The sequence below is a fragment of the Variovorax paradoxus genome, from assembly GCF_030815975.1.
GTDB lineage: Bacteria > Pseudomonadota > Gammaproteobacteria > Burkholderiales > Burkholderiaceae_C > Variovorax > Variovorax paradoxus_N.
Genome location: NZ_JAUSXL010000002.1, coordinates 1,543,181 through 1,569,006, shown reverse-complemented (window position 1 = coordinate 1,569,006; position 25,826 = coordinate 1,543,181). Strand labels below are relative to the sequence as shown.

General features: G+C 67.4%; 20 protein-coding genes. 10 read left to right on the top strand and 10 right to left on the bottom strand.

All coding sequences use genetic code 11. The features are described from left to right. Positions 1 to 27 precede the first annotated feature (27 nt). The 5 genes from xylF (at position 28) to QFZ47_RS11135 (ending at position 7,267) form a co-directional block, all read left to right on the top strand. Entirely contained in the window at positions 28 to 1,050 is a 1,023-nt protein-coding gene (gene xylF / locus QFZ47_RS11155) for a D-xylose ABC transporter substrate-binding protein (protein WP_307655697.1), read from the top strand. A 136-nt stretch (positions 1,051 to 1,186) separates the two neighbouring features. Then, the gene (locus QFZ47_RS11150) at positions 1,187 to 2,377 is read left to right on the top strand and encodes a sugar ABC transporter permease (RefSeq protein ID WP_307655696.1); all 1,191 of its coding nucleotides are present in this window, start codon (positions 1,187 to 1,189) and stop codon (positions 2,375 to 2,377) included. Between the two features lie 364 nt (positions 2,378 to 2,741). Further along, complete coding sequence (locus tag QFZ47_RS11145) at positions 2,742 to 3,518, top strand: ATP-binding cassette domain-containing protein (protein WP_307655695.1); 777 nt, start codon at positions 2,742 to 2,744, stop codon at positions 3,516 to 3,518. 19 nt (positions 3,519 to 3,537) lie between these two features. Continuing rightward, the gene (locus QFZ47_RS11140; RefSeq protein ID WP_307655694.1) at positions 3,538 to 4,701 is read left to right on the top strand and encodes an ROK family transcriptional regulator; all 1,164 of its coding nucleotides are present in this window, start codon (positions 3,538 to 3,540) and stop codon (positions 4,699 to 4,701) included. Between the two features lie 115 nt (positions 4,702 to 4,816). After that, positions 4,817 to 7,267, top strand: a complete 2,451-nt coding sequence (locus tag QFZ47_RS11135; protein WP_307655693.1) for a membrane-bound PQQ-dependent dehydrogenase, glucose/quinate/shikimate family — start codon at positions 4,817 to 4,819, stop codon at positions 7,265 to 7,267. Between the two features lie 4 nt (positions 7,268 to 7,271). On the opposite strand, the gene QFZ47_RS11130 is transcribed toward QFZ47_RS11135, so the two are convergent. Further along, positions 7,272 to 8,549, bottom strand: a complete 1,278-nt coding sequence (locus QFZ47_RS11130; protein ID WP_307655692.1) for a helix-turn-helix domain-containing protein — start codon at positions 8,547 to 8,549, stop codon at positions 7,272 to 7,274. A 157-nt stretch (positions 8,550 to 8,706) separates the two neighbouring features. Here QFZ47_RS11130 and QFZ47_RS11125 point away from each other — a divergent pair, with 157 nt between their 5' ends. Continuing rightward, the gene (locus tag QFZ47_RS11125) at positions 8,707 to 10,827 is read left to right on the top strand and encodes a PQQ-dependent dehydrogenase, methanol/ethanol family (protein WP_307655691.1); all 2,121 of its coding nucleotides are present in this window, start codon (positions 8,707 to 8,709) and stop codon (positions 10,825 to 10,827) included. Between the two features lie 33 nt (positions 10,828 to 10,860). On the opposite strand, the gene QFZ47_RS11120 is transcribed toward QFZ47_RS11125, so the two are convergent. Further along, a complete protein-coding gene (locus QFZ47_RS11120) occupies positions 10,861 to 11,844 on the bottom strand; it encodes a helix-turn-helix domain-containing protein (protein ID WP_307655690.1) in 984 nt (327 codons plus the stop codon). 212 nt (positions 11,845 to 12,056) lie between these two features. On the opposite strand from QFZ47_RS11120, the gene QFZ47_RS11115 reads away from it, so the two are divergent. Next, on the top strand, positions 12,057 to 14,180 hold the full coding sequence (locus tag QFZ47_RS11115; protein WP_307655689.1) for a carboxypeptidase regulatory-like domain-containing protein: 2,124 nt from the start codon (positions 12,057 to 12,059) through the stop codon (positions 14,178 to 14,180). Between the two features lie 75 nt (positions 14,181 to 14,255). Here the strand turns inward: QFZ47_RS11115 and QFZ47_RS11110 are convergent, their stop codons facing one another. Further along, entirely contained in the window at positions 14,256 to 15,230 is a 975-nt protein-coding gene (locus QFZ47_RS11110) for a tripartite tricarboxylate transporter substrate-binding protein (protein ID WP_307655688.1), read from the bottom strand. 219 nt (positions 15,231 to 15,449) lie between these two features. On the opposite strand from QFZ47_RS11110, the gene QFZ47_RS11105 reads away from it, so the two are divergent. Beyond that, a complete protein-coding gene (locus tag QFZ47_RS11105; RefSeq protein WP_307655687.1) occupies positions 15,450 to 16,019 on the top strand; it encodes a type 1 glutamine amidotransferase domain-containing protein in 570 nt (189 codons plus the stop codon). A gap of 30 nt (positions 16,020 to 16,049) precedes the next feature. Here the strand turns inward: QFZ47_RS11105 and QFZ47_RS11100 are convergent, their stop codons facing one another. From QFZ47_RS11100 to QFZ47_RS11070, 7 genes are all read right to left on the bottom strand, one after another. Further along, positions 16,050 to 17,297, bottom strand: coding sequence for a phenylacetate--CoA ligase family protein (locus tag QFZ47_RS11100; RefSeq protein WP_307655686.1), 1,248 nt, complete (start codon positions 17,295 to 17,297; stop codon positions 16,050 to 16,052). Positions 17,298 to 17,373: 76 nt separating this feature from the next. Beyond that, positions 17,374 to 18,186 (bottom strand): ABC transporter ATP-binding protein, encoded by an 813-nt coding sequence (locus QFZ47_RS11095; RefSeq protein WP_307655685.1) that lies wholly within the window; start codon positions 18,184 to 18,186, stop codon positions 17,374 to 17,376. A 59-nt stretch (positions 18,187 to 18,245) separates the two neighbouring features. Further along, entirely contained in the window at positions 18,246 to 19,577 is a 1,332-nt protein-coding gene (locus tag QFZ47_RS11090; protein WP_307655684.1) for an ABC transporter substrate-binding protein, read from the bottom strand. A gap of 50 nt (positions 19,578 to 19,627) precedes the next feature. After that, positions 19,628 to 20,692 carry a branched-chain amino acid ABC transporter permease gene (locus QFZ47_RS11085; protein ID WP_307655683.1) on the bottom strand — a complete coding sequence of 355 codons (1,065 nt, stop codon included), beginning with the start codon at positions 20,690 to 20,692 and terminating at the stop codon, positions 19,628 to 19,630. 93 nt (positions 20,693 to 20,785) lie between these two features. Further along, on the bottom strand, positions 20,786 to 21,715 hold the full coding sequence (locus QFZ47_RS11080; protein WP_307655682.1) for a branched-chain amino acid ABC transporter permease: 930 nt from the start codon (positions 21,713 to 21,715) through the stop codon (positions 20,786 to 20,788). Between the two features lies 1 nt (position 21,716). Then, a complete protein-coding gene (locus tag QFZ47_RS11075; RefSeq protein ID WP_307655681.1) occupies positions 21,717 to 22,505 on the bottom strand; it encodes an ABC transporter ATP-binding protein in 789 nt (262 codons plus the stop codon). Next, complete coding sequence (locus QFZ47_RS11070; protein ID WP_307655680.1) at positions 22,502 to 24,457, bottom strand: AMP-dependent synthetase/ligase; 1,956 nt, start codon at positions 24,455 to 24,457, stop codon at positions 22,502 to 22,504. The genes QFZ47_RS11075 and QFZ47_RS11070 overlap by 4 nt, the downstream gene beginning before the upstream one ends. A gap of 84 nt (positions 24,458 to 24,541) precedes the next feature. Between QFZ47_RS11070 and QFZ47_RS11065 the strand changes: the two genes are divergently transcribed. Continuing rightward, positions 24,542 to 25,315 carry a Crp/Fnr family transcriptional regulator gene (locus QFZ47_RS11065; RefSeq protein ID WP_307655679.1) on the top strand — a complete coding sequence of 258 codons (774 nt, stop codon included), beginning with the start codon at positions 24,542 to 24,544 and terminating at the stop codon, positions 25,313 to 25,315. Beyond that, on the top strand, positions 25,312 to 25,782 hold the full coding sequence (locus QFZ47_RS11060) for a hypothetical protein (protein WP_307655678.1): 471 nt from the start codon (positions 25,312 to 25,314) through the stop codon (positions 25,780 to 25,782). Before QFZ47_RS11065 ends, QFZ47_RS11060 begins: the two co-directional genes overlap by 4 nt. The last annotated feature ends 44 nt before the right edge of the window (positions 25,783 to 25,826 follow it).

Here is a 25,826-nt window from a genome sequence, read left to right as displayed (position 1 = left end):
GGGCACTTCCTCCAAGGAGAGACATCGATGCAACTCAAGCACACCCTGGCCGCCATGGCCTTCGGCCTTACCGCAGTGGGCGCGCTGGCCCAGACCGTGGTCGGCGTGAGCTGGTCCAACTTCCAGGAAGAGCGCTGGAAGACCGACGAGGCGGCCATCAAGGCCCAGCTCGAGAAACTCGGCGCCAAGTACATCAGCGCCGATGCGGGCGGCTCGCCCGAGAAGCAACTGGGCGACATCGAGGGGCTGATGTCCAAGGGCGCCAAGGCGCTCATTGTGCTGGCGATGGACAAGGACGCCATTCTTCCCGCCGTCACCAAGGCCACGCGCCAGAAGGTGCCCGTGGTCGCGTACGACCGGCTGATCGAGGCGCCCGGCGTCTTCTACATCACCTTCGACAACGTCGAGGTCGGGCGCATGGAGGCGCGCGAGGTCTTCAAGGTCAAGCCCAAGGGCAACTACGTGATCATCAAGGGCTCGCCCAGCGACCCGAACGCCGACTTCCTGCGCGCGGGCCAGCAGGAGGTGCTGGACGCCGCGGTGAAGAAGGGCGACATCAAGATCGTCGGCGACGAGTACACCGAAGGCTGGAAGCCCGAGGTGGCGCAGAAGAACATGGAGCAGATCCTCACCAAGAACGGCAACAAGGTCGATGCGGTGGTGGCGGCCAACGACGGCACGGCCGGCGGCGCGGTGGCCGCGCTCACGGCCAAGGGCCTGCGCGGCATTCCGGTGTCGGGCCAGGACGCCGACTTCGCGGCGCTCAACCGCATTGCGCTGGGCACGCAGACCGCCACCATCTTCAAGGATTCGCGCGAACTCGGCCGCGAAGCCGCCAGCGCCGCCATCGCGCTGTCGCAGGGCAAGCCGGTCGAGAAGGCCGCGCCGTGGAATTCCGGGCCGAAGAAGATCTCGCTGTCGTCGCGGCTGCTCACGCCGGTGCCGGTCACGCGCGACAACCTCGACGTGGTCGTGAAGGCTGGCTGGATCAAGAAGGACGAGCTCTGCAAGGGCGTCCAGGCCGCCAGCGCGCCCGCGGCCTGCAAGTAAGTAGCAAGAAGAGCGAGCGAGCGGGCGCGAAGAAGAAGCGCCGCCCACCCGCTTCGCACTGTCGTGTCCGGCCGGTCCATGGTCCCGCCCGGGGCGCCGCCGCGCACCTGTTGTCCGTTCGAGAGGATCTGAAAAAATGAGCAATCCAACGCCAGGCTGGTGGCGGCGCACAGGCGTCGACCTGCGGCTCTTGCTGATGAGCGTGCTGCTGATCGCAATGGGGGTGGTTTTCAACGTGATGTCCGGCGGCGTGTTCCTGTCGCCCGAGAACCTCTACAACGTGGCGCAGCAGACGGCCGTGGTGGGCATCGTGTCGACGGTGATGGTGCTGGTCATCGTGGCGCGCCACATCGACCTGTCGGTGGGCTCGGTCATGGGTTTCGTCGGCGTGCTGATCGCCTACCTGCAATACACCTCGGGCTGGTCGTGGCCCGCGGCCTGCCTTGCGGGGCTCGCGGTGGCGCTGCTGGTGTCGATCTACCAGGGCTGGCTCACGGCGATGCTGGGCGTGCCCTCGTTCGTGGTCACGCTCGGCGGGCTGATGTCGTTCCGCGGCGCCGCCTTCCTGGTGGCGGACGGCAAGACGCAGCCCGTGAACGACGAATTCTTCCAGCGCCTGGGCGGCGGTTACGACGGCGGCATCGGCACCACCATGACCTGGGTCCTCGCGGCCTTCGTGGCGGTGGTGCTGTTCGCGCGCATGCTGCAGAAGCGCCGTGCGCGCGCGCACCACGAGATGCCCAACGAGCCGTTGTGGCTCGAAGTGCTGCTGACGGCCGTGGCGGCGGCCGTGGTGTTCGTCTTCGCGGCGGTCATGAACAACTACCAGATCGCCTCGAAGGACGCGCCGCAGGGCCTGCCGATTCCGGTGCTGATCTGGGCCGTGGTGGCGATCGTGCTGTCGTTCATCGTGCACCGCACGCGCTTCGGCCGCTATGTGTTCGCGATGGGCGGCAATCCCGATGCGGCGGCGCTGGTGGGCATTCCGGTCAAGCGCGTCACGCTGATGCTGTTTGCGCTGCTCGCGGTGCTGGTGACGGTGGCGGCCATCGTGTCGATTGCGCGGCTCAACGCGGGCACCAATTCGCTTGGCACAGGCATGGAGCTGTACGTGATCGCGGCCGCCGTGATCGGCGGCACGGCGCTCTCGGGCGGCACCGGTTCGATCTTCGGCTCGGTGCTGGGCGCGCTGATCATGCAGTCGCTCGACAGCGGCATGCTGCTGCTCGACGTGCCGATCGGCAAGCGCATGGTGATCATCGGGCAGGTGCTGATCGTGGCTGTCGTGTTCGACGTGCTGTATCGACGCAAGTTTGGGGAAAACTAGAAATGAAAGTGCGTTGTTCAGGGCGCTGCCATTCAGGGCGCGCTCCCGCCGACGGGGTACGCGGCGAAGCGAATGTCCCCCGCCCTTCGGGCTCCTCCTTGATTTCGCTGCGCAAGGCACCCCATCGACGGGAGCGTTGGACAGAGCCGTCGTTGATCAGCGGTACACCAGCAGCGTGCCCAGGTGCACAGGGCATCGGGTGCTCCCCGCAGCGAAATAAAGGAGGAGGCCGCAGGCCGGGGGACATTCGCGGAGGGGAGTACCCGGTGGCCTGTGCACGCGCCCTGAACAGCAGCGACAAGAACACACACGCTCCGAAAGCGAAGACCCCGCGTCACAACAGTGCACAGCGAAAGGAACCCCAATGACCACGGTCGACACATCAACGCCCCTGGTCGAACTGAAGGAAATCCGCAAGGCCTTCGGCGGCGTGAAGGCCGTGGATGGCGTGAGCATCAACCTCCATCCCGGTGAAGTGGTCGCGGTGCTCGGCCACAACGGCGCGGGCAAGTCCACGCTCATGAAGATGCTCGCGGGCGCCTACCCCGTCGATTCGGGCGAGACGCTGATCGCGGGCGAGAAGGTCCACATCCGCACGCCGGCCGAGGCGCAGGCGCTGGGCATCGAGACCATCTACCAGACCCTCGCGCTGGCCGACAACCTCGACTCGGTGTCCAACCTCTTTCTCGGCCGCGAGAAGATGACGCGCTGGAACACGCTCGACGATCATTTCATGGAAGTGCAGGCGCGCAAGGTGTTCCAGCGCCTGAACAAGAACTTCAGCAACATCCGCATTCCGGTGCGCAGGCTTTCGGGCGGGCAGCGGCAGGTGGTGGCGATCTCGCGCGCGCTGTACTTCAATGCGCGCATCCTCATCATGGACGAGCCCTGCGCCGCGCTCGGCCCCGAAGAGACCGCGATGGTCGGCGGCCTCGTGAAGCAGCTCAAGGCCGACGGCGTCGGCATCTTCCTGATCACGCACGACATGCCCGACGTGTTCTCCCTGAGCGACCGCGTCGCGGTAATGAAGACCGGCAAGCTCGTCGGCACCTACCGCACCGCGGACGTCACCGAGGACGAAGTGCTCGGCATGATCATCGCCGGCAAGCGCCCCGAGGGAAAAGAGCAGGCCCACAGGTGAACGAAGGCAGGGTGGCCCCGTGACCATCGGCGACCAGCAGCTGCTCAAGCGCATGAACCGCAGCGTGCTGCTGCGGCTCCTGCGCGCGCGGCCGGGCCTGTCGCGCGCACGGCTTGCGGGCGAGAGCGGCCTCACCAAATCGACCGTGAGCCTGCTGGTGCGCGAACTGCTCGACGAAGGCTGGCTCAGCGAAGCGGGCACCGCGGTGGCCGACGGACTGGGACGGCCTTCCACGCCGCTGCGGATCAACGTCGGCGTGCGCGCATTGATGGGTGTCGAGATCGCGGTGGAAACGGTGCGCCTGGTGTGCGTCTCGCTGCAGGGCGAGGTGCTGCATGCCGACACGCAGGCGCTGGCCGACAGCACACCGGCCGGCGCATGCGCGCAGGTCGCGCGCATGGCCGCGGCGGCGCACGGGCAGCTCAACGCACTGGGGCTGCGGCTGTCGAGCATCGGCGTCTGCGTGCCCGGCGCGGTGGACGACTGCACCGGCGTGGTCCGCTTCGCGCCCAACCTCGGCTGGCGCAATGTGAGCCTGCTGCCCGCGCTCGAAAAAGCCTTTGCCGCGGCGGGGCTGCCGGGCGTCACAGTGCAGCTGCAGAACGATGCCGACGCCGCCGCGCTCGGCGAGTACGAGTTCTCCGGCGGCGAGAGCGCGGACCCGTTGATCTTCGTGAGCTGCGACGTGGGCGTGGGCGCCGGCGTGGTGCTGAACGATCGGCTCTTCACGGGCGCGCAGGGCATGGCGGGCGAGATCGGCCACACCATCCTGCAGATCGACGGGCCGCTGTGCTCGTGCGGGCGCCGCGGTTGCGCCGAGGCCTTCTTCGGCTCGCGCGCGCTCAAGCGCGAAGCGCCCGGCATGGCGCATGCGGCGGCGTTCTTCGGCGTGCTGCTGCAGAACCTCTGGGTCACCTTCGATCCGCGCGCCATCGTGCTTGGCGGCAAGTCTTGTACCGGGCAACGCGGCCTGGCGCAGGCGGCCTTCGAGAGGGTCCAGCGCCATGCCGATGCGGCCGGCATGCCCGCGCCCGATCTGCGCATCGCGCGCTATCGCGCGCTTGCACCCGCCGTGGGCGCTGCCGCGCTGGCATTGCACGAATACCTCAGGCCGCTGCAGCCCGATGCGCGCATGCGCCGGGCCCGCGCCGCGCGCAACGAAGACCGAATACCTTCTGTTTAAAAAGATCGGCGGCAAGCGGCCGCGCGTCCGGTGATGCACGGCGACATGCGCAAACCGCCTACGCGCATCGCCGCGGCCTTGGCCTAGGTTCGAGAAAAAACCTGGAGCCCCTGCCATGCCCGATGCCGCCGCGCGCGTTCGTGCGCCTTCTTCCGCGCTGCTCAACATCACCGCCGTTGTCATCGGCCTTGCGGGCCTGGCCCTGGGGGCGGCAGGCGCGTGGCTCGTCGTGCTCGGCGGTTCGTGGTACTACCTCGCGGCGGGGCTCGGGCTGATCGTTGCCGCGGTGCTGCTGCCGCGCGGCGGCGGCGCGGGCCTCTGGGTCTATGCGGCCGTGGTGGCGTTCACGCTGGCCTGGGCCCTGTGGGAAGTGGGATTCGACTGGTGGCCGCTGGCGGCGCGCGGCGATGTGTTCTTCGTGATCGGCGTGTTCCTGCTCATGCCGTGGGTACCGCGTGCGCTGGCGCGCCGCAAGGCCGCAGGCGTGGCGCCCGCGCGCGGCTTTCTCGGCGTGGCGCTGCTGGCCTTCCTGGCTGCCGCGGTGTTCTCGTGGACGCGCGACGCGACCCGCATCGAAGGCACCATGCCGGCGCCCGCGGCAGCCGTCGCGGCATCGGCAAACGCCGCACCGGCCCCGCCGAAGGACGACTGGACGGCCTACGGCGGCAACGGCATGGGCCAGCGCTATTCGGCGCTCGACCAGATCACGCCGGCCAACGCTGGTGAACTGCAGGAGGCGTGGCACTTCCGCACCGGCGACGTGCGCGGCCAGAGCGGCGACCCCGAGGAGACGACCTTCGAGGTCACGCCGCTGAAGATCGGCGACAAGCTTTTTCTCTGCACGCCGCACCAGTCGGTGGTGGCGCTGAACGCGACCACCGGCCAGCAGCTCTGGCGCTACACGCCCGAGATCCGGCGCCCGCTGGCCTTGCAGCACCTGACCTGCCGCGGCCTTTCCTACGACCCGGGCAGCGCGGTGCGGTCCGCGCCCGCCGCCGCTTCATCGCCATCATCGCCTTCATCGCTGCCCACCGCGGGCGGCGACTGCGACGCCAAGCTCTTCATGCCCACGGCCGATGGCCGCGTCATCGCGCTCGACCCCGGGAGTGGCAGGCCCTGCATGCGCTTCGGCGGCGGCACGGGCCAGATCGACCTCTGGAAGAACATGCCCAACGTGAAGCCCGGCTCCTACTACTCGACCTCGCCCGTGGTGGTGACGCGCTCGCTCATCATCGTGGGCGGCACGGTGCTGGACAACGTCTCGACGAAAGAGACCTCGGGCGTGATCCGGGCCTTCGACATCGACACCGGCGCATTGGTGTGGAACTGGGACTCGGGCAACCCGGACGACACCGCGCCCATCGCGGCCGACCGCATGTACACGGCCAACTCGCCGAACAGCTGGTCGATCTCCAGCGTGGACGAGGCACTCGGGCTGGTCTACGTGCCCACCGGCAACCAGCCGCCTGACCAATGGGGCGGAAAACGCACCGCAGGGGCCGAGCGCTACTCGTCCTCGGTGGTGGCGCTCGACCTCGCCACCGGCCGCGTGCGCTGGAGTTTCCAGACCGTGCACCACGACCTCTGGGACTACGACGTGCCCTCGCAGCCCAGCCTCATCGACCTGCGCATCGGCAGCGAGACGGTGCCAGCGCTCGTGCAGCCGACCAAGCAGGGCGAACTGTTCGTGCTCGACCGCCGCGACGGGAAGCCCGTGGTGAAGGTGCATGAGCGGCCCGCGCCGCAGGGCGCGGCCGCGGGCGACCACACTTCGCTGACGCAGCCGGTGTCGGAGCTGTCCTTCGATCCGCCCGCGCTCACGCCGGCCGACATGTGGGGCGGTACCGTGTTCGACCAGCTGGCCTGCCGCATCGCCTTTCACCGGCTGCGCTACGAAGGCCGCTTCACGCCGCCGTCGACCGAGGGCTCGCTGATCTATCCGGGCAACTTCGGCGTCTTCAACTGGGGCGGCATCGCGGTCGATCCGCAGCGGCAGCTGGCGTTCACCACGCCGGCCTCGCTGGCGTTCGTGTCCAGGCTCATTCCGCGCGCCGACGACACCGCGCTCTACGTGCAAGGCAAGAACCGGCCCAACGACAGCCTGCCCGCGCTCAACGAGAACTTCGGCGCGCCTTTTGCGGTGCAGCTCAGCGCCTTCACCTCGGTATTCGGCCTGCCGTGCCAGGCGCCGCCCTGGGGCCATGTGGCGGGGGCCGACCTGCGCACCGGCCGGGTGGTGTGGAAGCACAAGAACGGCACGGTGCGCGACAGCTCGCCGCTGCCGCTGCCCTTTGCGATGGGCGTGCCCAGCCTCGGCGGGCCGATGATGACGGCCGGCGGCGTGGCCTTTCTCTCGGGCACGCTCGACCAGTTCGTGCGCGCCTATGACGTCGCCAACGGCAAGGAGCTGTGGCGCAGCCGGCTGCCCGCGGGCGGGCAGGCCACGCCGATGAGCTACCGCGGCAGCGACGGGCGCCAGTTCGTGGTGGTGGCCGCGGGCGGCCACGGCTCGCTGGGCACGCGCACCGGCGACCATGTGATCGCCTACGCGCTGCCCAAGCGCTGAGCGTTCAGTCCGGCGCGCGCGGCGTGCCCTTGTCCTCTTCGCGCCAGCCGCGCAGCCGCCGGTACAGCGTGCCGCGCGATACGCCCAGCTGCCGCGCCGCCTGCGACACGTTGCCGCCCTGCGCCGCCAGCGTTTCCTCGATCAGCTTGCGGCTGTGCTCGCGCAGGGTTTCGCCCGGCATCGGTTCCGCCTGCACGTGGTGGGGGGCGACTGCTTGCGCGTCCGTCGCCAACGCATCGAGTGCAGCTACAGGCTCGATGGGCAACACCGTGCCGGCGTCGCCGGGCATCGCCACCGCATGCCCGAAGTCCGCGCCATCCGCTGCTGCCTTCAGGCGCGCCTGCACCCAGACGCCCAGGCCGCTCGCCAGGCGCAGCGGCTGCGCGGCTTCGCGCCGCTCCAGCCGCAGCAGGCTCGCGAGGTCGTGGCCCAGCATCGATTCGACATCGCGCTCGCCGGCCGCGTCGGGCAGGCGCCCGATCAGCCGCGCGCCGGCACCGTTGAGCCAGGCGATGGTGCCGTCGGGCGCCACCCCGGCCAGCGCTTCCATGGGCGTGCCCAGCAAGGTGGGGCTGGCCTGGAAGCGCAGGATCAGGTGGTCGCGCGACTGCGCCTGCAGCAGGCGGTTCTCGATGGTCGTGGCATAGAGCGCCACCATCGAGGCGGCGTCGAAGCCGAAGCGCCGCGCTTCCATCGTGATGTCGAGCACGCCCGCGAGCCGGCCCGCCACATCGCGGATCGGGGCCGCGGCGCACTGCATCTGCGACAGCACGTCGAAGTAATGCTCCGCGCCGTCGACCGTGCAGGCCTGCCCGGTGCTCGCCACGATGCCCGGCGCCGTGGTGCCGACGATGCGCTCGGAAATGTTCACGCCCACGCGCGCGGTCTTGCGCAGCACTGGCTGGTGCGCCGCGGCCGGCTGGTGCGTGACATGCACCACCACGCCTTCGCCGTCGGTCAGGATCACGCGGCAATCGGTGCCCGCGAGCGCGCTTTCCATGCTCGCGAGCTCCTGGCGCGCCACTTCGAGCAGCTCGCGGTTGCGCGCCAGCGTGGCGTGCAGCCGACTCGGCGTGACCGCATCGAAAGGCACGATGCGCTGCCGGTCGCTGTGGTTGCGGGTGCAGCGCAGCCATGACTGGATCACCGCTTCGCCGACCAGTCCTGAAGGCCGCACGCCTTCCTCGAAGAACTGCTGCCGCGCGAGCGCGACGCGCTGCGCCGGCGTGCTGGAAAAAAGTTGGCGCGGCGCAGCCGCCGTGCTCAGCCTTTCGAAAGCCATGCTGTTCGCTGCTCCTCGCAAATTGGGGAACCAGGAAATGGGGGAAACGCCGCCCCCTGGAATGTGTGCCGCAATGGAACAGCGACGGCCTGGGGAAATCCCGAAGATGAACGCGGGCGCGGCGCGAACGATCCTTGCGGCACCAAGGAGACCCACGATGAAAAAGATCCACACCGGGCTGCTCATGCTGGCCGGCGCGCTGCTGTGCCTGGGCACCGCGGCAGCGAAGGCCCAGGCGCCAGGCAATGCGCAGGACCGCGCGGCTTCGGCCGCCAAGCGGGTGAACGGCAGCTTCATCCGCGCCAATGCGGCAGAGAAGAAGACGCCCGACTGGCCGAGCTACGGCCTCGACTACGCCGAGTCGCGCTTCAGCAAGCTCGATCAGGTGAACGCCGGCAACGTGAAGCAGCTCGGCCTGGTCTGGTCCTACGACCTCGAATCGACGCGCGGCGTCGAGGCCACGCCGCTGGTGGTCGATGGCGTCATGTATGTCACGGCGTCGTGGAGCGTGGTGCATGCCATCGACACGCGCACCGGACAGAAGCTCTGGAGCTTCGATCCGCAGGTCGACAAGTCCAAGGGCTTCAGGGGCTGCTGCGACGTGGTGAACCGCGGTGTCGCGCTGCATGAAAGCAAGGTCTACGTGGCTGCCTACGACGGCCGCCTCATCGCGCTCGATGCGGCCACGGGCAGGAAGGTCTGGGAGAAGAACACCATCGAGGGGCAGAAGGGCTCCTACACCATCACCGGCGCACCGCGCGTCTTCAAGGGCAAGGTCATCATCGGCAACGGCGGCGCCGAGTACGGCGTGCGCGGCTACGTCACGGCCTACGACGCCAACACCGGCGCGCAGAAATGGCGCTGGTTCGTCGTGCCGGGCGATCCGTCCAAGCCTTTCGAGGACGAATCGATGGCGCGCGCCGCCAAGACCTGGGACCCGAGCGGCAAATACTGGGAAGCCGGCGGCGGCGGCACCGCGTGGGACAGCTTCGCCTTCGACCCCGAACTCGACCTGATGTACGTGGGCACCGGCAACGGTTCGCCATGGGCGCACAAGAAGCGCAGCCCCAAGGGCGGCGACAACCTCTACCTCGGCTCGGTTGTGGCCCTGAACCCCGACACCGGCAAGTACGTGTGGCACTACCAGGAGACGCCGGGCGACAACTGGGACTACACCTCCACGCAATCGATGATCCTGGCCAACCTGAAGATCGACGGCAAGGCGCGCAAGGTGCTGCTGCATGCGCCGAAGAACGGCTTCTTCTTCGTCATCGACCGCACCAACGGCAAGTTCATCTCGGCGAAGAATTTCACCGAAGTGAACTGGGCCACCGGCTACGACACCAGCGGCCGGCCGATCGAGATCGCCGCCGCGCGCCAGAACGACAAGCCCGGCGACAGCGTTCCCGGACCCTTCGGCGCGCACAACTGGCATCCGATGTCGTTCAACCCGCAGACCGGGCTGGCTTACCTGCCCGCGCAGAACGTGCCGATCAACCTGATGGACGACAAGGACTGGAAGTTCGACCAGAACGCACCCGGCCGCCCGCACGCCGCGCTGGGCTGGAACACTGCGATGTCCATCAACGCCGAGCCGCCGAAGAGCAAGCCCTTCGGCCGTCTCGTCGCCTGGGATCCGGTCGCGCAGAAGGAAGCCTGGGGCGTGGACTACGCGTCGCCCTGGAACGGCGGCACCCTTACCACCGCGGGCAACCTCGTGTTCCAGGGCACGGCCGACGGCCGCCTGCTGGCCTACGACGCGAAGACCGGCGAGAAGCTCTGGGAAACGCCCACCGGCACCGGCGTGGTGGCGGCGCCGTCTACCTACATGGTCGGCGGCAGGCAGTACGTGTCGGTGGCGGTGGGCTGGGGCGGCGTCTATGGCCTCTCGCAGCGCGCCACCGAGCGGCAGGGCCCGGGCACGGTCTACACCTTTGCGGTCGGCGGCACCGCCAGGATGCCGGAGTTCGTGCAGTACCGCATGAACCAGCTCGTGCAGGGCGTGAAGTACGACCCCGCCAAGGTCCAGGCCGGCACCATGCTCTATGTGAGCAACTGCGTGTTCTGCCATGGCGTGCCCGGCGTGGACCGCGGCGGCAACATCCCGAATCTCGGCTACATGGATGCGGCCTACATCGAGAACCTCGACAAGTTCATCCTCAAGGGCCCGGCCATGGCGCGCGGCATGCCCGACTTCACGGGCAAGCTCTCGGGCGAGGACATCGAGAGCATCAAGGCCTTCATTCAGGGCACGGCCGACGCGATCCGGCCGAAGTGAGGCGCGGCGTGGGCCGCCATCGGCGCGGGCCGGTCAGCCCGCGAGCCGCAGTTCCTGGATCAGGCCCGCCACGTTGCCCACCTGCAGCTTGTCGTAGATCGACTGGATGTGGTTGCGCACGGTGGCGGGCGAGCGGTTCAGGATGGCCGCGATGTCCTTGTGGGTGTCGCCCCGGGCAAGCAGCTCGGCAACGGTGTGCTCACGCGGCGTGAGGCCGTCGGCGCGGCAGCGTTTGCGCACGCTCAGGAACAGCAGGCGCTGCTCGAGCCGGTACGACACCGCGACATGCCGGCCCATGTAGGCGCATTGCTCCGTCATGAAATGCTCCTGCAGCGATGACGGCAGCGCCTGGCGCGGCCAGCCCGGAAACTCCTCCTGCATCAGCGCGACGAACGTCACGTCGCAGTGGTAGATCGCGCCTTTCAGGTCTGCAATGGCCGAGCCGCGGGGCTGCGAGCCCGAGGCCGGCGAGAGCGTGCGGCCCAGGTGCATCAGGCGGTTGAGCGCCAGCGCCTGCATCATGTGCGGCGACAGGCTGGCCAGCAGGCTCACTTCCTCGGGCCTGCAGTGCGCGTCGGGGTCGGCGCGGAACAGCGAGAACCAGTGCATGAAGTTGGTCCGCGGGTCGCTGTCCATCGTGATGAAGATGTTGTTCTGGTCGTAGCGCCGCACGTAGTCCAGGAAGGGCGCGTACTTGGGCTCGCTCCACCAGCTCGCCGAGTTGAAGCCCCGCGTGCCGTGTCCCTTGCCGAAGAAGCTCGCGGCCGCGGAGTCGAGGTGCTTGAAGTTGTCGTACTCCATCATCATCTCGGGCGTCTTGCGGTGTAGGTGCAGCGTGTGCACGTCGATCCCCTCGCTGGCCGTGCTGGCCGTGCCCCACATCGACGCGTCGAAGGGCAGCACCGGCTTGATCAGCTCGAGCGCGGCGTCCTGGAAGGCGTCGATCGGCAGCTCGTGCGAGAGCCGGTAGAGATGCAGCAGCAGCGTGCTGAAGTCGTGCAGTGCCTGGCTGGTCATTGACGGAGTTTTCCTGCAGCGGCGGGGTACCGCATCCCATGTTTCGGTGATTCGCTGGCGGGTACTTTCTGCATCTCCCCCTCGGAAACCCGAGGAACGATCGGCGCGTTTCAAGAATGGTGCATTTGCATCATTTTCTTTAGAAAAGTGAAAGCTATTGTTTGCGGACCCCGGATGGTCCGGGGCTTTCAACCTTTTCGAAGAGCCCACCGATGCCCTCTCTCCCCCGGAAAATCCCCCATGCCCTGTCCGTCGTCACCCTGGCGCTTCTTGCCGCATGCGGCGGTGGTGGCGGCGGTGGCGGCGGTTTCGGTTTCCTTCCCCCATCGTCCGGCGGCGGCGGAGAGCCGCCCGCGGCAGCGGCCACCACCCTGAGCGGCACTGTCGCCACCGGCGCGGCCTTTGCGGGTGCGGCGCTCACGGTGTTCGACCAGACCGGCGCCAAGGTCTGCGAAGTGACCACCACGCCCGAAGGCAGCTACACCTGCTCGCTGCCCGCCGGCACCAAGGCGCCGCTGGTGATCCAGGCCGTGCGCGACGACCTGACCCTCTACAGCACCACCGCCAGCACCGCGACCGGCACCACCAACGTGACGCCATTGACCACCATCATCGTGGCGCAGCTCTCGCCCAATGGCGACCCGTCGAAGCTGGCCGCCGCGATCCAGGCCGACGCCGGCGCCGTCACGGCGGGGTCGATCGGCGACCAGGTGGCCAAGCTGCTGGCCGCGCTGCAGCCGCTGCTGGCCGCGCTCGATGCGAGCATCGACCCGATGAGCGGCGAGTTCCAGGCCAACGGCACCGGCCAGGACCGCGTGCTCGATGCCCTCAACGTGTCGGTCCGCCCCGACGGCACGGCATCCAGCATAGAAATCACCGTGAAGGCGCTACCCGCCGGCGAAGACAGCCCGCCGGTGTCCATCGTCTTTCGCAGCGGCGATGCCACCATTGCGACGCTGCCCGCCATCGACGCCGCGGCCCTGGTGCAGCCGCCCACGCCGGCCATGGTGCAGGCGCTGCTCGACCGCATCAACGCCTGCTATGCGCTGCCGCTCGGGCAGCGCGTCGACAGCCCCATCGAGCCCGACGGCAATGCCTACGGCAGCGCCGCCAACGTGGTGGCGCCGGCATGCCGCACGCTGTTCGTGGGCGACGACCCGGCCAGCTTCGTGGCGGCCGGCGCGCCCATCGGCCGCGTGAGCAGCGGCGTGCGCCGCTCGTTCGAAAGCCTGTTCCGCTTCGGCCCCACCAACCTGAAGCATGACCGCGGCAACTTCGAATATTTCCACAAGAACGGCGACGTCGCACTGACCTACCGCTGGACCGACGTTCTCGGCAACACCGACAACGACGTCTTCAACGCCAAGATCGTGGATGGCGCGCTGAAGCTCACCGGCAACAGCAACACCTACCGCGCGTTCGTGCGCCCGCAGCTCGACAAGAAAGACTTCCTGAAGCACCAGAACCTGGTCTTCCATTCGGTCGGCTACGCCATCTCCATCGACAACGTACGCGATGGCAACGGCGACCCGGTTCTTTCGAAGGTGGTGGCAACAACGGCTTCGCTGCCCGGCAAGGAACTGGTCCTGGTGCCCAAGGCCGGCCTGAACTCGCTGGTGCTCACGCCGGACGGCACGGCGGGTTCCGCGCTGAACTCGCCGGTGTGGCGCATGTCCGCACGCTACCTGGACCCGGCGCAGAACGGCAGCCCGAGCGATTTCGACAACGCCAACCTCTTCGCCGACCCGCCGTACACCGACGAGCAGCTCGGCAAGATCGCCGACCAGACGGTGTGGAAGCTGGAGTTCTTCCGTACCGACGGCAGCACGCCGAACGTGGTGCAGTACGTGCGCACCTTCTCGCGGGTGCCCACCATCGCGGAAGCCGTGCAGGCGCCCATGGTGGAGCTCACGCCCGCCCTGCGCGCCGAGGTGCTTTCGGAAAGCCTGGGCAGCCCGCGCGGGATCGTCTTCGGGGCGGTGGACCCGACCGGCGCCGAAGCGAACAACGTCGACTTCAGCGCCGACGGCAATCTCGATGGCTGGGTGGTTCCCAACGGCGCGCTCGCGCCCACCGCGTTCAGCGTCTTCGGCAGGGCGCCCGGCGGCGGCGCGCGCTTCAACGAGACCGTCACCGTGCGCAGCAACACCCGCAAGGCGGTCGTCTACTGCCAGCCCGTGGGCCCCTCGGACGTGCACTGCGTGCCGGCCAACAACAACAACAGCTGGCAATACGCCCAAGGTTCCTCGATCAGCACCTTCGCCTTCACGGCACGCACCGCGCGCCAGGTCGACGTGCGCAAGAGCTTCGAGGCGTGGACGGTCACGCTGCCCTGATTTTCCTTGCTGTCACCGCCATGAAAAAAGCCGCCGGACCCGAGGGCCGGCGGCTTTTTTTTCGGAGCGGGGAAATCAGTCGGCGTACACGCCGGCGGCCTTGATGATCGGGCTCCACTTGGCGATCTCGGCCGAGACGAACTTCTTGTGCTCGGCCGGGTCGGTGCGCTTGTCGGTGGTGATCACGGCGCCCAGCGCCTCTTCGCGCTTGATGAAGCCCGGGTCCTTCATGGCGGCCTTGATGGCTTCGTTGAGCTTCTTCAGCACCGGCGCCGGCGTGCCCTTGGGCGCGTACACGCCGTGCCAGATCGTGACCTCGAAGTCCTTCAGGCCCGATTCGGCGAGCGTCGGCAGGTCCTTCAGGGCCGGCGTGGTCAGGCGCTTGCTCGTGGTCACGGCATAGGCCTTGACCTTCTTGGCCTCGATCTGCGATGTGGTGTTGGTGGTCTGGTCGCACAGCAGGTCGATCTGGCCACCCAGCAGGTCGGCGATGGCCGGCGCGGTGCCCTTGTAGGGAACCGGCGTCATCTCGACCTTGAGCGCACTCTGGAACAAGAGGCCGCACAGGTGCGACGCGGCGCCCAGCCCGGCATTGCCGAGGTTGATCTTGCCCTTGTTGGCCGCGATCCAGGTCGTCAGTTCCTTGTAGTTGTTGGCGGGCAGGCCGGGCTTGCCGATCAGCGTCATCGGCACTTCATTGACCATGCCGAGGTATTCGAAATCGTTCTCGACATTGAACGGCAGCTTGCGGTAAAGCGCCGGCATCGTCGACATGCCGATGTGGTTGAGCAGCAGCGTGTAGCCGTCCGGTGCGGCGCGGGCCACCTTGGCGGTGCCGATGGAGCTGCCGGCGCCGGCGGTGTTGTCCACCACGATCGTCGTGCCCAGGGTCTTTTGCAGGGCTTCGGCCAAGTCGCGCGCCACGCGGTCGGTGGGGCCGCCGGCGGAGAAAGGCACCACCAGCGTGACGGTCTTGCCTGCGGGGAAATCCTGGGCGTAAACGCCGGCGGCGGCAGCGGCGAGCGCTGTGAATGCAAGCAGTTTCTTCATGAGTGTCTCTCGGGTTGGTGAATTCGAAAACGGCCGCGATCATAAGGGCTGACCACGACCTGACGAGTAGCGAATAGCCCTTAGGCGGGCCCAGAAATCCGCCCTTGCTGCCCGACGAACAGGCCGCCCGTCGAACTGTCCGACAGATGGAGCCGGTGCGCGCCGATGCGCCGCGCCGGCACCCGCCCTAGGGTGAGCACCCAAAGGAGTACTTCACCCATGCCCATCACCTCATCCTCGCTGGACGGAATGAAGGTTGCCATCCTCGTGTCGGACGGCTTCGAGCAGGTCGAGATGACCGAGCCGCGCAAGGCGCTCGACCATGCCGGCGCGCAGACGCAGATCGTTTCGCCGCTCGACGGCAGCGTGCGCGGCTGGAAGCAGCTCGAGCCGGCCGACACCTTCGAGGTCGACGTGCCGCTCAAGAATGCCAATGCCGACGATTTCGACGCGTTGCTGCTGCCCGGCGGCGTGGCCAGCCCCGACGCGCTGCGCATCAACCAAAAGGCCGTGGCCTTCGTGCGCGCCTTCGTCGAGTCGGGCAAGCCCGTTGCCGCCATCTGCCATGGTCCGTGGACGCTCATCAACGCCGACGGCGTCGAGGGCCGCAGGATGACTTCATGGCCGTCGCTGCGCGCCGACCTGCAGAACGCGGGCGCAAAGTGGGTCGACAGGGAAGTGGTGGTCGACCACGGCCTGGTGACGAGCCGCAAGCCCGGCGACCTGCCCGCCTTCAACCGCGAGATGACAACGCTGTTCGAGCTGGCATACGAGGCGGCGATTCACTGACCGCGGGCCGCGCTCGCACCAGGCGCTGCACTATTTGTAGCTGCGCGCGTCCTCGATCACCTTGCCGTCGTTCGGCAGCGTGCCCGGCGCCACCAGCTCGATGGTGCCGCGCAGCTTGGTCACTTCGCGCACCGCGTCGGCAATGCGCGCATCGAGCCCGGCCGGCGCGCCCGCGCATTCGAGCCTGAAGGTCATCCGGTCGTCGCCCATCTCGCCCGACACCACGAGGCGCGCGCGCTGCACTTCGGGAAAGCGCCGCGCGATCTCCGCCACCTGCGAGGGGTGCACGAACATGCCGCGCACCTTGGTGGTCTGGTCGGCGCGGCCGAGCCAGCCCTTGATGCGCTTGTTGGTGCGGCCCGTGGGGCAGGCGCCCGCGAGCACGGCGGAGAGATCGCCGGTGCCGAAGCGCACCAGCGGGTAGTCGGGGTTGAAGGTGGTCACCACGATCTCGCCGACCTCGCCATCGGGCACCGGATCGCCGGTGCCGGGACGGACGATTTCCACCAGCACGCCTTCATCGATCACCAGGCCTTCGCGCGCGCTGGTCTCGTAGGCGATGAGGCCGAGATCGGCGGTGGCATAGCACTGCGTGCCTTTCACGCCGTGCGCGGCAATCCAGTCGTGCAGGCTGGGCGGAAAGGCTTCGCCCGACACCAGCGCCTTGGTGAGCGAGGGCAGCGGCAGGCCTTTCTCCTCGGCTTTTTCGAGCAGGATCTTGAGGAAGCTCGGCGTGCCCGCATAGCCTTCGGGCTTCAGGTCGGCCATGGCTTCGAGCTGCTGCTCGGTCTGGCCGGTGCCGCCCGCGAACACGGTGCAGCCCATGGCGCGCGCGCCGCTCTCCATGATGGAGCCGGCCGGCGTCATGTGGTAGCTGAAGCTGTTGTGGATGAGCTCGCCGCCGCGAAAGCCCGCGGCGTGCAGCGCGCGCGCCGTGCGCCAGTAGTCGCGCGCCTCGCCCTCGGGTTCGTAGATGGTGCCGGGGCTCGCGAACACGCGCGGCATGCGGGCGCCGCGGCCGATGGTGGAAAAGCCGCCGAAGGGATCGTCGGCGCGGCGCTGCTTCTGCAGCTCGAGCAGTTCGGTCTTGCGTGTGACAGGCAGTTTCGCAAGTGCCTCGCGTGTGGTGACGTCCGTCGGCTTCACGCCGTCGAGGATCTTGGCAAACGCGGGCGCCGCGGTCTGGGCCTGCGCGATCTGCTTCGGCAGCGCGGCCAGCAGGTCGCGCTCGCGTTCGGCGGGGTCGCGGATCTCGAGGGCGTCGTAGTGGTCGGTCATGTCCGTACCCTTTGTCTTTCTGTTCGGTCTTGCTCCCTCTCCCGGAGGGAGAGGGGACAACACGAAATGCACGCGGTCATGCCAACCACCTCTTGCGGCGCTTGTAGCTCTTCACATCGCGAAAGCTCTTGCGGTCCGCGCCGCCGACGCCAAGGTAGAACTCCTTCACGTCCTCGTTCTCGCGCAGGCTCCTGGCCTCGCCGTCCATCACGATGCGGCCGTTTTCCAGGATGTAGCCGTAGTCGGCGTAGCGCAGCGCCATGTTGGTGTTCTGCTCGGCCAAAAGGAAGGTCACGCGCTCCTTGGTGTTGAGGTCCTTCACGATCTCGAACACCTCCTCCACGATCTGCGGCGCGAGGCCCATCGAGGGTTCGTCGAGCAGCACCATGGTCGGGTTGGCCATCAGCGCTCGGCCGATTGCGCACATCTGCTGCTCGCCGCCCGATGTGTACGCGGCTTGCGATGTGCGCCTTGTCTTCAGGCGCGGAAAGTAGGCATAGACCTTCTCGAGCGTCTGCTGCACCGCGGCCTTGCCGTCGGTGCGCGTGTAGGCGCCGGTCATCAGGTTTTCTTCGATGGTCAGGTGCGCAAAGCAATGGCGCCCTTCCATCACCTGGATCAATCCGCGCTTCACCAGTTCGGCCGGCGACAGCGCCTCGATGCGGTCGCCGCGCAGTTCGATGGTGCCCTTGGTGACCGCGCCGCGCTCGCCCGCGAGCAGGTTGCTCACGGCTCGCAGCGTGGTTGTCTTGCCCGCGCCGTTGCCGCCGAGCAGCGCCACGATGCCGCCTTCGGGCACCGTGAGCGACACGCCCTTGAGCACGAGGATCACGTGGTTGTAGATGACCTCGATGCCGTTGACATTCAGGATGATGTTGGGTTCGCTCATGGTGTGGTGCTGCTCTTTCGAATGGCGACTCTTGCGAGCCGCCACGGTCCATCAGGTCATCAGGAGCTGCAGTCCGCCGCGTCGCGGCGCGTCAGCTTCTTCTCGCTGGCGTACTTCTCGGCCGCAACCTTCACCATCGGCTTGATGATCTGCTCGTCGGCCTGGTACCAGTCGGACATGTCGCCCCACTTGGCGCCGTCCCAGGTGTGCACGCGGGCCCAGGTCGAGCCCATGTGGTCCTGGCACGATGTGCTCACCGGACGCAGCACGCCCGAGAAGCCCAGCGAATCGAGCTTCTTCTGGTCGAGCGCCAGGTTCTCCATGCCCCAGCGCACCTGCTCGCCGGTCATGACCTTGCCCTTGCCGAAGCGTTCCTGCGCACGCCTCACGGCTTCGACGCCCAGCATCTGGATGATCACGCCGCGCGTGTAGAGCACCGAGCCCACTTCTTCCTTCGGCCCCGTGCCCTGGCCCTTGTCGTGCACCTGCTTGAGGATGTCCTGGATCACCTTGGGCTGGGTGCCCGAAGTGTTGAGCGCCAGCGCGTTGTAGCCCTTGGCGTTGGCGCCCACGTCCTTCACGTCAGGCTCGGCGCCGGCCCACCACACGCCGTACATCTTCTCGCGCGGATAGCCCGTGGCCACGGCTTCCTTCAGCGCGGTGGAGTTCATCACGCCCCAGCCCCACAGCAGCACGTAGTCGGGGCGCGACTGGCGCACCTGCAGCCAGGCAGACTTCTGCTCCACGCCGGGCGCGGTGACCGGAATCAGCGACAGCTCGAAGCCGTTCTGCTTGGCGCGCTCCTGCAGCAGCGGAATCGGCTCCTTGCCGAACGGCGAGTCGTGATACACAAGGGTGATCTTCTTGCCCTTGAGCTTGTCCATGCCGCCTTCCTTCTTGCCGATGTGCTGGATCAGGATGTCGGCCGCGGTCCAGTAGCTGCCCATCAGCGGGAAGTTCCACTTGAACACGCTGCCGTCCTGCGACGCCGACAGGCCGTAGCCCAGCGTGATGAGCGGGATCTTGTCGGTAGGCACCTTGTCGGTCAGCGCAAAGGTGATGCCGGTGGCCTGCGGATCGAACAGCGTCACGCCCGGGCGGCCCTTCAGGCGCTCGTAGCATTCCACGCCCTTGTCGGTGGCGTAGCCGGTTTCGCATTCCTCGTACGTGACCTTCACGCCGTTGATGCCGCCGGTGGCGTTGATGTACTTGATGTAGTCCTGCTTGCCGTTGGCCCAGGGCGTGCCGTTGGGCGCATAGGGGCCGGTGCGGTACACCAGCAGCGGAAAGAACTGTTCCTTGGCCTGGGCTTGCGCGAGCGCCGGCGCAAGCAGCGCGCCTAGGGTGCTGGCCACCAGGGCGGCGGTCAGAGCGAGCGATTTCAGTTTCATGCCTGTCTCCTTATGTGGGCACCTCGGTGCCGGTTTCTACGAACGGAAAATCAGTGGGGAAAGGGCCAGAGCCGCAATTTCTCCTTGCCCGTGGACCACAGCCGCGCAAGGCCGTGCGGCTCGACGATCAGGAAGAACACGATCAGCGCGCCGAAGATCATGGTCTCCAGGTGCGAGGCCAGCGCGGTCGAGATCGAGAAGCCCAGCCACCCCGGCAGCTGGTTCAGGAAGAGCGGCAGCAGCACGATGAACGCGGCACCGAAGAAGCTGCCCATGATCGAGCCGAGCCCGCCGATGATCACCATGAACAGCAGCTGGAACGAGCGATCGATGCTGAACGCCGCCGGCTCCCACGCGCCCAGGTGGATGAAGCCCCACAGCGCGCCCGCCACGCCGACGATGAAGCTGCTCACCGCAAAAGCCGTGAGCTTGGCGTACACCGGGCGGATGCCGATCACCGCGGCCGCCACGTCCATGTCGCGCATGGCCATCCATTCGCGCCCGATGGCGCTGCGCACCAGGTTCTTTGCGAGCAGCGCGAACACCACCACGAAGATGAGGCAGAACAGATACTTCTGCACCGGCGACTCGATCGGCACGCCGAACACGTTGAGCCCCGCCACGCTCACCGAGCCCGACGACGAGTTGTTGGTGAACCACTGGATGCGCAGGAACGCCCAGTCGGTGAAGAACTGCGCCGCCAGCGTGGCCACCGCCAGGTACAGGCCCTTGATGCGCAGGCTCGGAATGCCGAACAGCACGCCGATCACCGTGGCGCACAGGCCGCCCAGCAGCAGCGAGGCGATCAGCGGCATGCCGTCGATGCGCACCTGGAAGTTGTAGGCCGCGTACGCGCCCACCGCCATGAAGGCGCCGGTGCCGAGCGAGATCTGCCCGCAGTAGCCGACCAGGATGTTCAGGCCCAGCGCCGCGAGCGACAGGATCAGGAAGGGCGTGAGGATGGCGCGCATCCAGTAGTCGGACACGCCCAGCGGCACGACGACAAAGGCCGCGAGCAGCAGCACCAGGATGGCGATGCGGTCCTGCGCGATCGGAAAGATTTGCTGGTCGGCGCGGTAGCTCGACTTGAACTGGCCGTTTTCTCTATAAAACATTTCAGACCCGATCGATGATCTTTTGGTTGCGGCCCGCTTCGCTCAACTTGCTTCGCAAGTTAGCCTTCGCCGAAAAATTGTTGATCTCGTATTTCATACGCGATCAATAATTTTTTCGCCGAACAGGCCTTGAGGCCGAACCAGCAGGAAGACGAGCGCCAGCACATAGGCAAACCAGATCTCGATCCCGCCACCGAGCATGGGGCCGAGATAGATTTCAGAGAGCTTCTCGCCGACGCCGAACAGCAGGCCGCCGATGATCGCGCCTGGAATCGAGGTGAGCCCGCCGAGGATCACCACCGGCAGCGCCTTCAGCGCCACCAGCGACAGCGAGAACTGCACGCCCAGCTTGGAGCCCCAGATGATCCCGGCCACCAGCGCCGAGAAGCCGGCCACCGACCACACGATCACCCAGATGCGCTTGAGCGGAATGCCGATCGACTGTGCGGCCTGGTGGTCGTCGGCCACGGCGCGAAGGGCGCGGCCCGTGGCGGTCTTCTGGAAGAAGATCGCCAGCACCACCACGAGGCCCGCAGCCACCAGCGCGGCGACCAGGTCTTCCTGGCTCAACAGCAGGCCGCCCTGGAAGGTGCCCTGCAGCACCATCAGCGGTTCCTTGGGCATGCCGATGTCGATCTTGTAGATGTCGTTGCCGAAGATCGTCTGGCCCACGCCATCGAGAAAGTAGGCGATGCCCAGCGTGGCCATCAGGAGCGTGATGCCTTCCTGGTTCACCAGCTTGCTGAGCGCGAGCCGCTCGATCATCCAGGCCACGATCACCATCACGCCCATGGCCGCGATGAAGGCCAGGATGTTCGCGAGCACCTGGCTTTCGAAGCCGAACCATTGCGGGAACCATTCGGCAAAGCGCGCCATTGCGAGCGCCGCGAACAGCACCATCGCGCCCTGCGCGAAGTTGAAGACGCCCGAGGCCTTGTAGATCAGCACGAAGCCGATGGCGATCAGCGAATAGAGCATGCCGACCATCAGGCCGCCGAACAGGGTTTCGAGGAAAAAGCCCATGTCAATGCTCCACGCCCAGGTATGCCCGGATCACGTCTTCGTTGTTGCGCACCTCGTGGGGCGTGCCGTCGCCGATCTTCTTGCCGTAGTCCAGCACCACCACGCGGTCGGAGATGTCCATCACCACGCCCATGTCGTGCTCGATGAGAACAATGGTGGCGCCGAACTCGTCGTTCACGTCGAGGATGAAGCGGCTCATGTCCTGCTTTTCTTCCACGTTCATGCCGGCCATCGGCTCGTCGAGCAGCAGCACCTGCGGCTCCATCGCGAGCGCGCGGCCGAGGTCGACGCGCTTTTGCAGGCCGTAGGGCAGGCGGCCCACCGGCGTCTTGCGGTGCGCCTGGATCTCGAGGAAGTCGATGATGTGCTCGACGAACTCGCGGTGCTGCAGTTCCTCGCGTTCGGCCGGGCCCCAGCGCAGCGCCTGCGCCAGCAGGCCGCTCTTCATCTTGAGGTTGCGCCCCGTCATGATGTTGTCGAGCACGCTCATGCCCTTGAAGAGGGCCAGGTTCTGGAAGGTGCGCGCCACGCCCATTTCGGCCACCTGGCGCGAGTTCATGTGCTTGAAGGTCTGGCCGCGGAAGGTGATGGAGCCCTGCTGCGGCCAGTACACGCCGTTGATGCAGTTGAGCATCGAGCTCTTGCCCGCGCCGTTCGGCCCGATGATGGCCCGCACCTCGTGCTCGCGCACGTTGAAGCTGATGTCCGTGAGCGCCTTCACGCCGCCGAAGCTCAAGCTGATGTTCTGCACGTCGAGGATGACCTCGCCGACTTTTCTGTTGCTACTCATGCCGCGGCCTTCACGATGGGGAAGGTCCTGGCCTCGACGATGTTCAGCGTGGCATTCACCACGCCCGTGCGTCCGTCCTCGAACTTGACCTGGGTCTCGATGTACTGCTCGGTCTTGCCGCCGTAGAGCGCACTGACCAGCACCGCGTATTTCTCGGCGATGAAGCCGCGGCGCACCTTGCGCGTGCGCGTGAGTTCGTCGTCGTCGGGGTCGAGCTCCTTGTGCAGCACCAGGAAGCGCGCGATCTGCGTCTCGCCCATGCCGTCCTCGCTCGCAAGGTCGGCATTCACCTTGGCGATGCATTCGGCGATGAGCGCCAGCACCTCGGGCTTGCCGGCCAGGTCGACGTAGCCGCCGTAGGCCAGCCCGCGGCGCTCGGCCCAGTTGCCCACGGCCTCGAAGTCGATGTTGATGGCCGCGCAGACCTCCTCGTGCCCGTTGCCGAAGCACACGGCTTCCTTGATCTGCGGAAAGAACTTGAGCTTGTTCTCGATGTAGTTGGGCGCAAAGATCGCGCCGCCCGCAAGCCGGCCCACGTCCTTCGCGCGGTCGATGATGCGCAGGTGGCCCTCGCTGTCGAGCACGCCGGCGTCGCCGGTGTGGAAGTAGCCATTCGCGTCGAGCACCTCGGCCGTGGCGTCGGGGCGCTTGTAGTACTCCTTGAGCACCGAGACGCCGCGCACCAGCACCTCGCCGTCTTCGGCGATCTTGAGTTCGATGCCCGGTGCCGCCGTGCCCACGGTCTGCAGCTTGACCTTGCCGTCCTGCTGCAGGCACACGTAGGCGCAGGTCTCGGTCTGGCCGTAGAACTGCTTGAGGTTGACGCCGATCGAGCGGTAGAAGCGGAACAGGTCGGGCCCGATGGCCGCGCCGGCCGTGTAGGCCACGCGGATGCGGCTCATGCCCAGCACGTTGCGCAGCGGTCCGTAGACCAGCAGGTTGCCGAGGCTGTACATCAGCCGGTCGCCCGTGCTCACGGGCGCGCCGTTGAGGATGTCGGCGCCCACGCGCTGCGCGAGCGCCATGAACTTGCCGTACAGCCAGCGCTTCGGAGCCGCCGCGTCTTCCATGCGGATCGACACGGCCGTGAGCAGGCCTTCGAAGGTGCGCGGCGGGCCGAAGTAGTAGCTCGGGCCGATCTCGCGCATGTCGTTCATCACCGTCTCGGTCGACTCGGGGCAGTTGAGCGTGAAGCCACCTACCAGCCACTGCGCGACCGAGAACAGGTGGTCGCCCACCCAGGCCATCGGCAGGTAGCTCATGATGTTGTCGCGGGGCCCGAGCCGGTCGGTCTCCACGCCGCCGCGGCCCGCCGCGATGAAGCTGGCATGCGTCTGGCACACGCCCTTGGGCCGGCCGGTGGTGCCCGAGGTGTAGAGGATCACGCCGACGTCGGTGGCCTCGCCGCTCGCCACCGCGCGGTCGTAGTAGCCGACGTGGGTCTTGTCGAATTCGCGGCCCAGTGCGCGCAGCTGCTCGTAGCTCATGAGCCCGGGCTGGTCGTAGTGGCGCAGGCCCTTGGGGTCGTCGTAGATGATGTGGCGGATGCCGTGCTGCTGGTCCTTCTGCAGCTCGCGGCACTCGAGCAGCTTGTCGACCTGCTCCTGGTCCTCGACGATCACGAACTCGATGGCCGCGTCCTGCAGCATGAAGACCATCTCGCTGGCCACCGCGTCCTGGTAGAGCGGCACGGGCACGCCGCGCAGGCTCTGCGCCGCGAGCACCGCCATGTACAGGTGCGGGCGGTTGGCGCCCACGATGGACAGGTTGTCAAAGGGCTTGAAGCCCAGGCTCGCGAGGCCGCAGGCCATTTCGCGCACTTCCTGCGCCACGGCGCTCCAGCTCCAGGTTTGCCAGATGCCGAGATCCTTCTCGCGGATGGCGGGCGCCTGGGGCTGGGCCTGCGCATGCGCAAGCAACAAACGGGGAAAGGTGGGGGCGGTGGTTTGCACAGTGGGCGGATCGTAGGCCCCACTTTGACGTCGGGTTGTCGTTCCAACGACAATCCTAGGGACACTACTCCCCGGAGTTTCCCGATGCCTCACGGCAATTCCCAACACAGCGTGCTCGGCGGTTCGATCAAGGACCGCGTGCGGCCTGCCAACGCTGCCGAGCTCGACGGCATTCCCTGGCTGCCCACGCTCACGCCGGCCGAGCGCCGCCGCGCCGAAGCCGCGCTGGTGGTGGGCGAAGCCGAGGTCGGCGACCTGGTCTGCCGCGTCGGCCGCTCGCCCACCTACTGGTTCGGCGTGGTCGAGGGCCTGCTCAAGATGAGCAACGACAACGCCGACGGCGGCTCCGTCACCTACACCGGCGTGCCGCCCGGCGGCTGGTTCGGCGAAGGCACCGTGATGAAGCGCGAGCCCTACCGCTACAACATCCAGGCGCTGCGGCGCAGCGTGGTGGCGGGGCTGCCGATCGAGAGCTTCCATTGGCTGCTGGACCATTCGATCGGCTTCAACCGCTTCGTGATGAACCAGCTCAACGAGCGGCTCGGCCAATTCATCGCGGCGCTGGAGATCGATCGGCTCAACAACCCCGATGCGCGCGTGGCGCGCAACCTGGTGTCGCTGTTCAACCCGGTGCTCTACCCCGGCGTGGGCGAGGTCCTGCGCATCACGCAGCAGGAACTAGCCTACCTGGTCGGCCTGTCGCGCCAGCGCGTGAACGAGGCGCTCAACGGCCTGTCGGCAGAGGGGTTGATCCGCGTGGAGTACGGTGGGCTGCGCGTGCTCGACCTGCCGGGCCTGCGCGCGAGCGCGATGTCGAACAAGAAAAACAACCGCTCACCGGAAACGGAAAATCCATGACCCTCAAAGACCAGATCCAGATCGTGCCCGCGAACGCGGAAGCGGCTTTCGCTCCGCCGCCCGAGGCGCCGAAGGCCAAGGCCGAAGAGGCCGGCCCGACGCTGCAAGAGGCCATCGAGCGCAACGAAGCGCTGGCCGAGAAGATCGACGCGCTCAACGACATCCTCGCCAAGCCACTCAGCGAAATTCTTGCCGACCGCGAGAAGGCCGAGGAAGCGGCCCTCGCGTGGGACCGCTTCGGCGCGATGTGGATGCTCTCGCAGCGCGCCATGCGGCGCGTCGCGCTCGACCTTGCGGCGCAGGCCGGCGTGAGCGAAGAAGAAGTCGTGGCGCGCGCAATGACGCATGCCAATGCCGTACTCAACGGTGCGGACGAGGTCGATCTCGGCGGCACCATCGCGCCGGCGCAACTCGCCCACATCGCGCGCCACCGCGCCTTCCTTCGAAAACAGTTCCGCCCCGGTTGAGCCGCGGGCTTTCAGTCCGCCTCGATCTCCTCGCCTTCGCCTTC

Excerpts from the sequence above, each read along its gene's own strand:
- QFZ47_RS11075 (WP_307655681.1), bottom strand. The coding sequence starts at position 22,505 with ATGAGTAGCAACAGAAAAGTCGGCGAGGTCATCCTCGACGTGCAGAAC.
- QFZ47_RS11095 (WP_307655685.1), bottom strand. The coding sequence starts at position 18,186 with ATGAGCGAACCCAACATCATCCTGAATGTCAACGGCATCGAGGTCATC.
- QFZ47_RS11105 (WP_307655687.1), top strand. The coding sequence starts at position 15,450 with ATGCCCATCACCTCATCCTCGCTGGACGGAATGAAGGTTGCCATCCTC.
- QFZ47_RS11090 (WP_307655684.1), bottom strand. The coding sequence starts at position 19,577 with ATGAAACTGAAATCGCTCGCTCTGACCGCCGCCCTGGTGGCCAGCACC.
- QFZ47_RS11080 (WP_307655682.1), bottom strand. The coding sequence starts at position 21,715 with ATGGGCTTTTTCCTCGAAACCCTGTTCGGCGGCCTGATGGTCGGCATG.
- QFZ47_RS11145 (WP_307655695.1), top strand. The coding sequence starts at position 2,742 with ATGACCACGGTCGACACATCAACGCCCCTGGTCGAACTGAAGGAAATC.
- QFZ47_RS11110 (WP_307655688.1), bottom strand. The coding sequence starts at position 15,230 with ATGAAGAAACTGCTTGCATTCACAGCGCTCGCCGCTGCCGCCGCCGGC.
- QFZ47_RS11135 (WP_307655693.1), top strand. The coding sequence starts at position 4,817 with ATGCCCGATGCCGCCGCGCGCGTTCGTGCGCCTTCTTCCGCGCTGCTC.
- QFZ47_RS11150 (WP_307655696.1), top strand. The coding sequence starts at position 1,187 with ATGAGCAATCCAACGCCAGGCTGGTGGCGGCGCACAGGCGTCGACCTG.
- xylF (WP_307655697.1), top strand. The coding sequence starts at position 28 with ATGCAACTCAAGCACACCCTGGCCGCCATGGCCTTCGGCCTTACCGCA.
- QFZ47_RS11125 (WP_307655691.1), top strand. The coding sequence starts at position 8,707 with ATGAAAAAGATCCACACCGGGCTGCTCATGCTGGCCGGCGCGCTGCTG.
- QFZ47_RS11100 (WP_307655686.1), bottom strand. The coding sequence starts at position 17,297 with ATGACCGACCACTACGACGCCCTCGAGATCCGCGACCCCGCCGAACGC.
- QFZ47_RS11065 (WP_307655679.1), top strand. The coding sequence starts at position 24,542 with ATGCCTCACGGCAATTCCCAACACAGCGTGCTCGGCGGTTCGATCAAG.
- QFZ47_RS11130 (WP_307655692.1), bottom strand. The coding sequence starts at position 8,549 with ATGGCTTTCGAAAGGCTGAGCACGGCGGCTGCGCCGCGCCAACTTTTT.
- QFZ47_RS11120 (WP_307655690.1), bottom strand. The coding sequence starts at position 11,844 with ATGACCAGCCAGGCACTGCACGACTTCAGCACGCTGCTGCTGCATCTC.
- QFZ47_RS11085 (WP_307655683.1), bottom strand. The coding sequence starts at position 20,692 with ATGTTTTATAGAGAAAACGGCCAGTTCAAGTCGAGCTACCGCGCCGAC.
- QFZ47_RS11060 (WP_307655678.1), top strand. The coding sequence starts at position 25,312 with ATGACCCTCAAAGACCAGATCCAGATCGTGCCCGCGAACGCGGAAGCG.
- QFZ47_RS11115 (WP_307655689.1), top strand. The coding sequence starts at position 12,057 with ATGCCCTCTCTCCCCCGGAAAATCCCCCATGCCCTGTCCGTCGTCACC.